This is a genomic window from Streptomyces sp. NPDC025651 (assembly GCF_055558735.1).
This window is the reverse complement of record NZ_JBVHLZ010000011.1, coordinates 238,598-250,407: the sequence shown is the minus strand read 5'-3', so window position 1 is coordinate 250,407 and position 11,810 is coordinate 238,598. Positions and strand designations below refer to the sequence as shown.

13 protein-coding genes are annotated in these 11,810 nt (G+C 71.0%); 8 read left to right on the top strand and 5 right to left on the bottom strand.

The features are described 5' to 3' along the window. Nucleotides 1-72: 72 nt before the first annotated feature. A complete protein-coding gene (locus ACZ4D5_RS33595) occupies nt 73-660 on the top strand; it encodes a GNAT family N-acetyltransferase (RefSeq protein ID WP_467776256.1) in 588 nt (195 codons plus the stop codon). A 392-nt stretch (nt 661-1,052) separates the two neighbouring features. On the opposite strand, the gene ACZ4D5_RS33590 is transcribed toward ACZ4D5_RS33595, so the two are convergent. Further along, on the bottom strand, nt 1,053-1,424 hold the full coding sequence (locus tag ACZ4D5_RS33590; protein WP_467776255.1) for a VOC family protein: 372 nt from the start codon (nt 1,422-1,424) through the stop codon (nt 1,053-1,055). 74 nt (nt 1,425-1,498) lie between these two features. Here ACZ4D5_RS33590 and ACZ4D5_RS33585 point away from each other — a divergent pair, with 74 nt between their 5' ends. From ACZ4D5_RS33585 to ACZ4D5_RS33575, 3 genes are all read left to right on the top strand, one after another. Then, the gene (locus tag ACZ4D5_RS33585; protein WP_467776254.1) at nt 1,499-1,960 is read left to right on the top strand and encodes a MarR family winged helix-turn-helix transcriptional regulator; all 462 of its coding nucleotides are present in this window, start codon (nt 1,499-1,501) and stop codon (nt 1,958-1,960) included. Nucleotides 1,961-1,985: 25 nt separating this feature from the next. Next, a complete protein-coding gene (locus ACZ4D5_RS33580; protein ID WP_467776253.1) occupies nt 1,986-2,276 on the top strand; it encodes a hypothetical protein in 291 nt (96 codons plus the stop codon). Nucleotides 2,277-2,411: 135 nt separating this feature from the next. Continuing rightward, on the top strand, nt 2,412-3,173 hold the full coding sequence (locus tag ACZ4D5_RS33575) for a dienelactone hydrolase family protein (protein ID WP_467776252.1): 762 nt from the start codon (nt 2,412-2,414) through the stop codon (nt 3,171-3,173). Between the two features lie 116 nt (nt 3,174-3,289). Here the strand turns inward: ACZ4D5_RS33575 and ACZ4D5_RS33570 are convergent, their stop codons facing one another. The 4 genes from ACZ4D5_RS33570 to ACZ4D5_RS33555 all read right to left on the bottom strand — a co-directional run bounded on the left by ACZ4D5_RS33570 (nt 3,290) and on the right by ACZ4D5_RS33555 (nt 6,160). Beyond that, complete coding sequence (locus ACZ4D5_RS33570; RefSeq protein WP_467776251.1) at nt 3,290-4,174, bottom strand: S41 family peptidase; 885 nt, start codon at nt 4,172-4,174, stop codon at nt 3,290-3,292. Nucleotides 4,175-4,259: 85 nt separating this feature from the next. Then, a complete protein-coding gene (locus tag ACZ4D5_RS33565; protein ID WP_467776250.1) occupies nt 4,260-4,520 on the bottom strand; it encodes a hypothetical protein in 261 nt (86 codons plus the stop codon). Between the two features lie 67 nt (nt 4,521-4,587). Then, the gene (locus tag ACZ4D5_RS33560; protein ID WP_467776249.1) at nt 4,588-4,947 is read right to left on the bottom strand and encodes a hypothetical protein; all 360 of its coding nucleotides are present in this window, start codon (nt 4,945-4,947) and stop codon (nt 4,588-4,590) included. 127 nt (nt 4,948-5,074) lie between these two features. Beyond that, the gene (locus ACZ4D5_RS33555) at nt 5,075-6,160 is read right to left on the bottom strand and encodes an LLM class flavin-dependent oxidoreductase (protein WP_467776248.1); all 1,086 of its coding nucleotides are present in this window, start codon (nt 6,158-6,160) and stop codon (nt 5,075-5,077) included. Nucleotides 6,161-6,400: 240 nt separating this feature from the next. Between ACZ4D5_RS33555 and ACZ4D5_RS33550 the strand changes: the two genes are divergently transcribed. The 4 genes from ACZ4D5_RS33550 (at nt 6,401) to ACZ4D5_RS33535 (ending at nt 11,779) form a co-directional block, all read left to right on the top strand. Beyond that, the gene (locus ACZ4D5_RS33550; RefSeq protein ID WP_467776379.1) at nt 6,401-7,906 is read left to right on the top strand and encodes a hypothetical protein; all 1,506 of its coding nucleotides are present in this window, start codon (nt 6,401-6,403) and stop codon (nt 7,904-7,906) included. Between the two features lie 43 nt (nt 7,907-7,949). Further along, nucleotides 7,950-8,981: an ADP-ribosylation family protein gene (locus tag ACZ4D5_RS33545; RefSeq protein ID WP_467776247.1), complete on the top strand. Its 1,032-nt coding sequence runs from the start codon at nt 7,950-7,952 to the stop codon at nt 8,979-8,981. A 45-nt stretch (nt 8,982-9,026) separates the two neighbouring features. Beyond that, nucleotides 9,027-10,964, top strand: coding sequence for an SMI1/KNR4 family protein (locus ACZ4D5_RS33540; RefSeq protein WP_467776246.1), 1,938 nt, complete (start codon nt 9,027-9,029; stop codon nt 10,962-10,964). A gap of 239 nt (nt 10,965-11,203) precedes the next feature. Continuing rightward, nucleotides 11,204-11,779: a HEAT repeat domain-containing protein gene (locus ACZ4D5_RS33535; protein WP_467776245.1), complete on the top strand. Its 576-nt coding sequence runs from the start codon at nt 11,204-11,206 to the stop codon at nt 11,777-11,779. Nucleotides 11,780-11,810 lie beyond the last annotated feature (31 nt).

Below are 11,810 nucleotides of genomic sequence, written 5' to 3'. Positions count from 1 at the left end.
GTACGCGTTGAGACGGGTTTACTCCGGCCGACTGTCCGGAGTGCCGAGCGACACTTGTGATCAAAATGTCGGATGACATCGTTCTGGACAGGCAAGCGGATACGGCTGCGCGGCATCGAGCCCGACGACTGGACCACGTTCATGGGCTTCGCAGTGGAGGAGGAGCGGCTGGGTGATGTCCTGCATCCGCCCCGTTCAGCGGACAGCTTCCGCACCATGGCCAGGGAACAGGCTGCCGCCAAGTCCGACGACGACTGCTTCGGGCTGGCCATCGAAGCGGTCGCCACGGGCGAAACCGTCGGCGTCATCGGCCCGCACCAAGCCGATCCGCGCGCGGGTTGGTTCGAGTACGGCATCACGATGGGTGCGGATCATCGGCGCAAGGGTTATGCGGCAGAGGCCGTGTCCATGCTGCTGCGTTTCATGTTCGCCGAGCGGCGCTACCACAAGTGCGAAGCGAGGATCTTCGCCCACAACGAGGCATCACTGGCGCTGCACCGTCGGCTCGGTTTCGCCGAGGAGGGTCGCCTCCGCGATCACGAGTTCTTCGCCGGCCGGCACCACGACCTGGTCATGATGGGGATGCTCGCCGACGAGTTCGCCCACCTGCATGCGGTGAGCGAGCCGCGAGCTCGCCCAGATGGCCGTCGAGGACCGTGAAGGCCGTGCAGGTGACGAAGGCCGTGCACGTGAGGGGGAATTTTCCCCCCGGTACCACCGCAGGACGGCGAACGCGGTGGCGGTGTCGCCGCGTTCGCGGCTCGCGCCCGGCGATGGCGCCGGGCGGTCGTGCGGTCGGGCGGTCGTGCGGTCGTGCGGTCGTGCGGTCGTGCGGTCGTGCGGCGTGAGCATGGAGCGAGCCGTACGTAGGTTCCGGTTCCGGTTCCGTTCCTGACGAGGATGTCGGGCGGACCGGGCGCGATTCGCCGAACGCGCCACGCCCACGGGGCACCCTGCACGCAACCGGCCCACCCCCATGCCCAGTTGGCCGACGAGCGCGGCCTTTGGGCGCCCCCCCTGGGCAGCCCCGAAAAGAAGGGCGGCGGTTTCGATCAGCCGCCGTGCGCCGTCAGCGTGTACCCCTCCGGGCCCTCGAAGGAGAACTTCGGCCCGAAGGGGCTGTCCGCCATGGGTTCGACGATCTTGACGCCGGCGGCGACGAGCTGGTCGTGGAGCTGATGGGCGTCCGTGGTCCGGAACCAGAGCACCACGCCGAGGCCCGGCCGCGCGGCGTCGGCGAGGTCGACGCCCGGGAGCAGCGCGCGGACGGCGAACGGGGTCGGCTTGGTGTCGAACACGACCGCGTGCGGGGGCGAGACGGCGGCTCGGCGCAGCCCCAGGTGCTTCTCGCAGAAGACCGCCGCGGCCTCCACGTCGTGGACCTGCAGGGCGACGAAGTCCGGACCATCGATGGCGACAGGCATGAGCTCCCCTCTCCTATGTCAATGCTTTGACATAAGAGATTACGAGGCCGCACCTCACATGTCAAAATGCTGACATGGATGAGAGTGTGCCGACGGAACCGTTCCGCCCAGCGGACGACATCACCCACCATGTGGGGTATCTGCTCAAACGCGCCCAGGCCGCCCTGCGCGGCGCCATGGACAAGGTGCTGCGCGAGCACGGGCTGACCGTGCCGCAGTACGCCACCCTCGAGCTCCTGGCACAGCACCCGGGCATGTCGAACGCCGACCTCGCCCGCGCGACGTTCGTCACCCGCCAGTCCGGGAACGTCGTGCTGCGCGGCCTCCAGGAGGCAGGGCTGATCACCCGCCCCGCCACCGCCGACCACGGCCGGGCCCGGCCCGCCCGCCTCACCGACGAGGGCCGCGCACGCCTCGCCGCGGTCCAGACCGCCGTGTACGCAGTCGAACAGCGCATGGTCGACGCGATCCCGTCGCGGCGCGTCACGGCACTCCTCGCCGATCTTGAGCACATCTCGGAAGCGCTGGAGGACTGACCGGACGACAGACCGGAGGTTGGCCGTGCTCGCCCTGGTCATCCACGAGCTGTCCGACACCCCCGAACTGTCCCTGCACCCGCCCGAGGCGACCGATGACCGGCTCCGCGCCGTCATCGACCTCCCGCACGCCGATCCCGCACGGCCCACGCCCCTGCCCGGGCTCGGACGCGTCGCGGGAGCCAACGGACGCACCCTGAGCCGCCTGCTTCCCAGCGAACTCGGCATGAACTTCCGCTGGTGGCGCACCACCCTGCGCATCCATCACGCACTGGCCCATCTGACGGGCCTGCACAACAGGCCCGCGCTGCCGTAGAACCCGTCGTCGAACCGGTGAGAGGTTTGTGACGGTTCTCGTGAGCCCCATCGTGTTTCAGGGGACACCCGTGCCGCTCTGCCAGCGGCAGAACAACGGCCGCACCTGACGCAACGATCACTACAGTCGCGTCTCATGACGACGATGACGACGCGTACGGTCGAGTATCCGGCCGACGGTTTGACGATGATCGGGCACCTCGCCCTGCCGGCCGGTGTCGACCGCCGGCCCGCGGTGCTGCTCGGACCGGAGGGCATGGGGCTCAGCGACGTCGAGCGCCGCCGGGCCGATGCTCTCGCCGAGCTGGGATACGTAGCGCTGGCCTTCGACCTTCACGGCGGGCGCTATCTGGGCGACCCCGAGGAGATGCTGGCCCGTTGCCTGCCGTTGCTCGCTGATCCCGACCGGCTGCGGGACATCGGCCATGCGGCGCTCGACGTGTTGCGCGCCGAACCTCGGACCGATTCCGACCGGATCGCCGCCGTCGGCTACGGCACCGGGGGCGCCGTCGGGCTGGAACTCGGGCGCGACGGCGTCAACCTGCGCGCGATCGGCACAGTCAACGCAGTGACCACGGGCCGACCGGGCGAGGCGGCGCGTATCCGGTGCCCGGTGTGGGCCGGGGTCGGGTCGCAAGACCCGATCATGTCGTCCACGCAACGCGAGGCGTTCACCGCTGAGATGCAGGCCGCGGGCGTCGACTGGCGCCTTGCGGTCTACGGCGGCGCGTTGCACGCCTTCCACCATCCGCCGGTCGACCACCCCGTTGTCCCCGGCGTCGGTTACCACCCGCGGCACGCTCAACGAGCCTGGCGCGACATCGTCGACCTGCTCGCCGAGTGTCTGCCCGTGACGGAGGATCCGGGGCGAGGCAGTGGAGGGACACAGTCACGGTGACTCGGATACGGAGGTGACGACATCTGCCCGTCCTGGCAGTGCACTTCCCGCGGCTTCGCCGTACGCATGAGCAGATCGCCCGGACGAACCTGGAGACCGAGGCGGGCCTTCGTCGTTCAGGTCCGGAGCCACGCCACGGCGGCGGCGAGAGCATCTTGTGAGGGCACCAACTCGTCCGGCGGGACAGGGGCGTTGCCGTACACACGACCCAGCCGGTCGGCCTCCCGGACCGCGGTGAGCACGAGCATCGCACCGTCACTCAGCTCGATCGCGGCGTTGCCGGTCGCCAGCCCGCCGGTCGGCTCCCCGAAGGTCCGTACGTTGTCCTTCCCCAGGAAGGCGATGAGCGTGGCCTCCGCGGCGCTGATCGTCCTGCCGTCGGTGAGCACCGCCACGCGTGCCTGCGGGACAGCGAGTCGACAGGGATTGGGCACCGGCGACATGTCTGCCTCGTCGACGCGGACGATGCCGTCGTGCAGATTCCATCGGCCCGCCGTCTCCCCGTCCGCCAACGAGCCGAGCAGCCCGTCGCCGAGCAACGGGGCGAGCACGGTCAGCATGGGGTACATGTTGCCGCCGGTATTGCCGCGAAGGTCGACGACCCAGCCGCTCGGCCGCCGTGCGTCCAGCTCCCGGACGAGCTCGGCGCCCCTTTCCGTGTAGCGCCGGTCGGCGTCCTCGTCTCCGGTCGCTGCCGGGACGACGACCAGCGGGTGGCGCCCGTCGACCAGTCGCCCGCTCGGCATCGGGACTGCCGTCGTGGTGTCCTCGCGGAACTCCGCGGCGACGTCTTCCGGCGTGAGGAAGAACGTGTGAGGGTCGTTCAGAGCGGCGATCGCCTTGCGGATCTGGCCGTAGGTGTCTGGAGAGGACGTCGCGTCCGCGATGGCCTCGTACGCTGCCTGCCGAAACTCGACCCAGTCCACTTGCCGACGGTTGAGGGCGTGCTCCTGGATCAGGTCGAGAACCCCGGAGAAGTAGTCTTGCGCGGCCTCTCGCACGATCGCTCTTCTGGTCGAGGGCTGGGTGAAGGTGCTGGAGTTCGGGCGCGAGGTGGTGAGGTGGTGAGGTGGTGAGGCGAGGATGTCAGGCGAACGGGTCGCCCGCCGCACCGCTGAGGCGTACCAGCCCGGGCCTGCCGTTGTCGGTGGCGCGCACGTACAACGTGTAGGCCGAGTCCGTCTCCCCCGCCTTGCGGCGGGCCCAGTCCAGGACCTCATCGACGTCGGCGCCGGTCACCTCGTACTCGTCCGAAGCCCCTGCCGACCGGTCCCAGAAGTACACCCGGTAGGTCGCCTCGTCGCGCTCCCAGGTGGTGTCTCGCGGATCCACTCCTCGTACGTGCATGGAGCAACCGTATCGACCCGGCTCGGGGCGGTCGGCACCCGGCCGATGCCTCCCCGAAGGCCATACCTCAGGTCGCCGCCTCCGCCCTCACCTCTTCGTAGATCGCTGCCGGGTCCCGCTGAGCCAGGTAACGGAAGTGCCATCGGAGGACACCGTCGTCGGAGGCGAGCGAAGTCAGCGGGGCGTCCCCGGGCGTGATGAGCCGGGGCTCCGTCCACTGCTGTGCGACCACCCCGAGCGAGACGCCGGCACTGGTCACGACCCAACTGGCCTCGCCACCCGCGATAGAAGCGAGGTATCCGCTCCTGACGACGGAGTCGACCGCTTCACGGACGGACATCTCGGCGGGCAGATCCTTGGTGTCCTCGTGCGGAGCGAAAGCGTCGTCGCCCATGGCGACGCTGTCCCGGGTCAGATGCACCTTCATGCTGGGATCCTAAGCGGTGGCGCCGACACTCATGCCCGCCCGGGCGACCCGGGCGATGCCGCCCGTCGGCCGCGCAATTCTCCGGGGGCGCGGGTCGCAGGCGTGCGGCAGACGGGTCAGGGCCAGCTCAGGTGAGGAGTTCCGCGAGCAGGGCCATCTCGGTGGGAGGATCGATCACCGGCTGGATGAGGAGTTCGTCGACGCCGGCCTGTTCCAGGGCGGTGATGCGGGCGAGGATGTCGTCGCGGGTGCCGACCAGGGCCAGGCGGTTCATCAGCGAGGGCAGCACCAGGTCCCGGTCCTGCGGCGCGATGCGTCCGAGGTAGTTGGGGTAGAGCTTGGTGTGCCGGTCCGGCGCCGTGGCGGTGGTGCCGCGCCGGTCGAGGAGCCGCCGCACCGCCTCGCGTTCCTCGGGGCCGAGTTGCTCGGCGAAGGCAGGTGTCTCGGCGGCCGTATCGGCGGCGAAGGCCAGCAGCGACAGGACGAGGTGGCCCGTCGCGTCCCGGGCCGCGTCGCCATGGGGGTCCCCGGCCTCGTCTTCGTACTCGTCTTCGTCGAGCAGGTGGAGCGCGGTGATCACGTACGAGTCCGGGTGGGAGTCGGAGTCTTGGGGTGTGTCCTGGGCGGCGTGACGACGGGTGTCGTGCAGCGCGTGCCAGGCGGCGGGCTCCAGCAGGCCGACGGAGATGAGGCCGGTTCCGCGGCGGCCGGCGACGGCGGCGGCCTTCGGCCCGAGCAGCGCGGCCACGACGAACTCGATCGGGTCGGCGATGTTCACGTGCGCCCCGGTGTGCAGGAACCGGATGTCACGGACCCGGTCCCCTTCGCGGTACTCGGTCGGGCGCCCGGCGCACAGGTCCTGCAGTGCGCCGGTGAAGCTCTCCAGCCTGGCGGCCGTGGTCGGCCGCATGCCCAGCGTGCGCCGGGCGGTGTTCCCGGTGCCGACTCCGCAGATGATCCGGCCCGGTGCCAGGGCGTTGAGGCTGGCGAGCCCACTCGCGGCGGCCGGGGCCGAGCGCAGCGCCGGTGAGGTCACGCCGATGCCGAGCCTGATGCGGCTGGTGGCCTTCGCGCACAGGCTCAAGGCGACGAAGGGGTCGCCGTGGACCATCGGGGTGTCGTTGACCCAGAAGCTGTCCAGGCCCAACTCTTCGGCCCGCACGGCGAGTTCCTCCACACCGGGCTGCGCGGCGACAACGACGCCTGCACGCATCAAGACCTCCAGGGTGCGCTGACGGGGTGGCCGGTCGGGCTGCCGGAACGGCCGGTCGGGCCGACGGACCGGCCCACTCCGTGGACGGGGAGCACATCATCCGTCTGTGAGTATGGAGCTGATCGCGGCATCCGCGGTAGACGGCGACGCCCGCGGCGGTGGACGGACCGCTGCTCAGCGGTCCCGGTTGCCTGCCCGAGGCGATCCCCCTTTAGGCAAACTGTCTCCGTATACCACACCCTGTGCGGGCTCGCCGCCAATCCAGCTCTGCCGTCCGAGCTCGTCGACCGCCTCATATCCCTCGCGGACGACGACATCGCCACGGAACTTGCCTCTCGCTCCGACCTCACCACCGCACAGGCCGTCGCGTTGGCCGAGCACGGCGACGCGTGCGCCGTCCAACTCGCCTACGGGGGAAGGATCACCGCCGACGACATCCACCCCTCCCGCCTGCCTGACGTCGCCCTCGCCCTGCTCGCCCAAGGAGTCGGCCGGCCGGAGTGGGCGCGTCTCCTTGCCGCGGATCCGGCCCGTGGGCGCCGGGAGAGACTGGCGGCCTGCCCCGGACTCCCCTCCGACGTGGTGGACGTGCTCGCGGCGGACCCGGACGTCCATGTCGTCGCCGAGGTCGCGTTGTGGGCCGGCCCGGACGTGGCCGCGAGGCTCGCGGCGCATCCGCACGCCGAGGTCCGCCGTGCGGTGGCGAACAACGAAGCCACGCCTCCCCCGGCACTGGCGGCGCTGGTCACCCGGGAGCAGCTGCCCGCGGCGCGACACTGCCTGGTCTGTGACCGCGAGGAGATCCCCTTCGTCCACGACCCGGAGTGCCCACGGCACGACTGCGATCTGCTGCCGGGTGCCTCCTGCGACGGCTCCCACGAGTCCACCGTCCACGACATGTGGGAGGCGGCGATTCGTAACCCGGCCACCCCCGTCGAAGCTGTCGTCGGCTTCGTGGACCATCCGTCGATGATGCTGCGCTGGGCACTCGCCGCCCGCGAGGACCTGCCCCAAGAGGCGTGCGAGCGGCTGGCATCGGATCCGACCCCCGGTGTCCGCGCCGACCTCGCCGAGAATCCCGCGGTCGATGAGGCCCTCATCCGTACGCTGGCACACGACCGTGACTCCGAAGTGCGCCGCAGGCTCGCCCACCACCCGCGCGTGCCCCTCGACGTACTCACCCGCCTGGCCCGAACTGCCAGGATCGGCAACACACTTCTGCCCCGCGTCGCCGCCGCCTCCCCCACCGAGATCCAGGAGCTGGCCGCATCCCCGGATCCCGCCGCCCGCGTGCTCGTGGCCCGACGACGCGACCTGCCACCCGAGATACGCGACCGCCTGGCCGACGACCCCGACGCGAAGGTGGTCAAGGCACTCGCTCCCCACCCCGGCCTTTGCGAAGCGCAGTTGCGTGCCATGATCGGTCGGCACGGCACCCAGGTCCTCGCCAAGGTGGCGACCAACCCCGATGCGTCCCCGGCACTGCTCGAAGACCTGGTCCGGCACGAACCAGCGGTGCGCAGGGCGTTCCGTGAGGTGGCCCGGCATCGCGCGGCGACGGCCTCGGCGCTGCTCGTCTGCCTGGCGGACGAACGGGCCAGGCCTGTCGCCGCCGGTCACCCGGCACTCCCGCCGGCGGCCGTCGTGGAGCTGCTCGCAGACACGGATCCGCGGGTCGTGGAGGCAGCGGCGGCCAACCCGTCCCTCCCGCCTGCCGTCATGTCGGATCTGGTGTGCCGTCGGTGAACCCCGGGCGCTCTCTGCGGCAACCGTTCGATAGCCTCGCCCCTTGATCAGCGATCGATGGTCGTACGAGTACGCCGAGACCGAGACCTGGGGCCCTTCGTTGGAAGAGCAGACCGAGAGCCTGGCCAACCGGGCCGACATCGAAGAGCGTTTCGTACGGGACTGGGGGCTCGAACTACCGGAGTCCGCCTTCCGGTTCTGGACGTGGCTGCATGCGCTGAGCCCGGCCGAGCAGCGGTCCCTCAGGGACATGGACGTGACACCGCTCGGCATCACGCACCTCGCCTCGGATCCCGGCGCACGGCCACGCGCCGGGATCGATGTGCGGGTACACGGCCGCTACTACCGTGACCCTCCGGAGTTCGTGTCCTTCCTGCACGGCGGGTCCGACGGTCTCCACTACGGCCTGTGGTTCGACGACGGACGCACCTGCCGAGGAGTCGCGTCGTACTACAACAACGACGGCGGCGGAATCGACATGAGCGCGGCAACCCCGCTGGAGGCGGTCCGCGCGATCCTCGAACGCCGCTGGCGCGACCTCGACGACGCACAGGACGAGGAGGGCGTGTCCGCTCGGCGCTCCCAACTGGCGCTGCTGCGCGACGCGCTGACCGCCGTCGAGACCGGAGACCGGCCCGAGGTGGGCCTCGCCTACTCCCGGGCGTACGACATGGCCAGGCCGCCCGTGGACCCCGCCCGGGTCACCACATTGGACGAAGCGGGCGCGCTCGCGGCCGGAGAGACCGCGCTGGGCCGTCCTGCCCACAACGCTGCCGACGAGCACAAGTTCGCGACCTACATGTACGCCGTCTTCGAGGACCCCGCGGCCATGACGGCCGCCGTGGAAGAGGCCCGCGTCCGCTGCGCCGCCGGGGATCCCGCGGAAGCCCTCGTCCTGGGCCGCGACCTGCACTGGGCCTCGGGCGGCGACCCGGCCCGCGAGCAGCTCGCGAACGAACTGCTCGTGGTGGCCTACCGCGCCCTGGACCGCCCCGCGCTGGCGCGCATCGCCGAGGCGCACCACCGGCACCGGGCCTTGCCGAGCGTGGACGCCCTGGAGACGAAGACGTCCTAGGTCTCCTGGACGGGCGTTGTCAGTGCCGGGTGCGACGATCGCCCCATGACTGAGACGACCGGCCCGAGCGGCGACTGGCAGGGTTTCCTCACGCGGTGGAGCGAGGAGTGGGCGGACGCGTGCGATCCCGACGACCTGCGGGACGCCGGTGACGAACAGGCCCGGCGCGCCCGCTGGTTGGGCTTCCCTCCCGCGACACCCGCGCGCGTCGCGGCACTCGAAGAGCGCCTCGGACACCGGCTGCCTCCGTCGTACCGGGCCTTCCTCGAGGTCACCGACGGCTGGCGGCACGCGGGCGGATTCGTGTGGCTGCTGGCGGGCACGGAGCAGGCCCAGTGGCACGAGGACGACGCCGAGATCGCCGACATCTTCCAGGAGGACCTGGAGGAGGACGCGACGCGGGAGGAGATCCTGGAGGCCACGATCTGGACCCGCGGGCTCGAACTGGCCGTGGAGTCCGACGCGGTGGACGTCATGCTGGACCCGGAGGACGTGGACGAGCACGGCGAATGGGCGGTGTACACGTGGGCGCCCTGGCGGGCCAGCCCTCCTGAACGGTACGCGTCCTTCTGGGAGTTCATGCAGGACGCGTACCGGCAGTTCCACCACCTGCGGGCGAGAGCCGACGACGCGCCGGAGTTCAGGAACGCCACGACCGAGTCGCTGGATGCCGAGGTGGAACAGGCGCGGCGTGACGCGCTGCGCGGCGACCATGAGCGGGCCGAGCCGGTCCTCGCGAAGGCGCAGTCCTTCGGCAGGCCCCGCGCCGGTGCGCTGGGCGACCAGATCAGATGGCTGCTCGGCGACCGGCACACCAGACACTTCGACGGACTCGCCGGCGATTCCGTGTACGCGCAGGATCTGCTGCCCGCCCTGATCGCCGGCCGAGGGGATCGGCGGTCTTGGGATGAGGAGGGGGCGTACGAGTCCCACGTGCGAGGCAGAGCCGACGAGGTGCGCGCGCTGGAGCGGCGGATACTGCGGCAACTGCGGGAGGGAACCTATGTGTACACCGCTCCCGGGCCCTTCGGCGACGCCCTGGACAGGGCCCGGGAACAGGCCAGGTGGGGTGAGACGGACACGGCCTGGCGGACGCTGCTGACCGCGCTCCCCCAGTGGCAGCCGCTGGGTGCCGACCATCTGGCTCCGGTGGGCCTCACCGCGGATCCGCTGCTCGGGCCGCTGCTCACGCAGGAGCGGGCCCGCGCGCTGCTGGCCACCCCCAGGGGCGAGGAGGCGACCGGCAGGTGCGGCGTGGCGGTCGACGAGGATCCGAAGGGCCTGGCGTGGCTCGCGGAACGGCCCTCGAACGGACGGCGTCAGGGGTACCGGTTCCTCCTCGTGGAGGGGGTGGAACCCGCCGAACTGCCCGCTGTCATCGGTGACGAGAACGGCGCGGAGCTGCACCAGCCGATGACCTTGTGGGATGCGCACGCGAAACTGCGGTCGAGCGGGACGTCCTCCTCGTACGACGACAAGGCACTGGCCGCCGTCGGCCGAGCCGGGCACGGATGGAGCTTCGCCTTCGACGACCGGCCACAGGGGTTCAACGAAGCGCGGTTCGTCTCCCCGGCCGTCGCCGCCTCACAGCACGGTCGTGCCGTGGTGGTGTGGGCCGCGCCCGACGAGTTCGACAGGGGCGCCCTGTTCCACCTCTCGGTGGCCGAGCGCGGCACGGAACGCTACGGGTTCACGGTCGTCGGCGAACGGCGCGAACGCTCCGGAGAGATACCGCGGAACCTGGACCCGGACCGTCTCTTCCCCGAGGCTCGAAGCGGCGGCCCGCAGCGGGGACTGCCGGGCGAGGGCGCCGCCCTGTCGGCGATCGCCGGGACGTTCGGTGTCACGCTGCCGCGTTTCGCCCTCGACCACGGCCGACTGCACACCTTCACCACCCGCTCCTGGACGCGCCCGCCGGGCCCCGGCGAGACGTACGTCGTCCTGACCTTCAGTACGCCCCGGCCGGATTCCTCGGACACGTGAACTCCCGAAAGCCGCGGCTGCGGGCCTCGGTGCCGGGTGACAGACAACGTGCTCGTGTCTCCGTCACCCGGCAAGCGTGAGGACGGCAAGGACTGCGGTCGGCAAGGACTGCGCTCGGCAGGGACTGGGGTCGGCAAGGACTGCGCTCGGCAGGGACTGGGGTCGGCAAGGTCCGCCGCTGCCGCGCAGGGGCGAAAAACCCCTTTGCCGGGATTGCCCCGCGCCCCGAGACTGGGGTCATGCCGTGCCCCGACACCGAGGTCATGCTCGGATTCGCGAGGACCGACGACGAAGCCCTCGTCGCGTACCTGGGCGACCCACAGCGCACCGTTGCGGCGTACCACGAGTTGCTGCGCCGCGCAGAGACCGCGCTGAGCGCCGTCCGCGCCGGTCTGCGTGACGGGAATCCGGCCGTCCGTGAGGGCTGTTGCCGCCTTCTGGATCATCTGGTCGACACCGATTCCATGGGTGAACTCGTCGCCATGGCCGACGACCCGGACCCCCGCGTCAGGATCGCCGCCCTTCACGCTCTGGCCTGTGACCGGTGCAAGGGCGGCACCTGCGCACCGGGCCCGGACCAGGTCCTCGTACCCTCGCTGCACCGCCTGGTTGACGACCCCGACCCGCACGTCCGGGCCATGGCCGCCGAACTCGTCGGCAAGTTCGTCCACTCCGACCCGCGCGCTCTCGTCGCCTTGGAGGCGTCCCACGCCAACGACCCGAGCCCCGCGGTACGGAAGAAGGCGGGCTGGTTCACACCCGGCGGGACCATCTACGAACGGACCCTTCCGACCCGCGGCCCCTTGAACCCGTGACCCGTTGAGCCCGTGACCCCAGGTCGGCGCG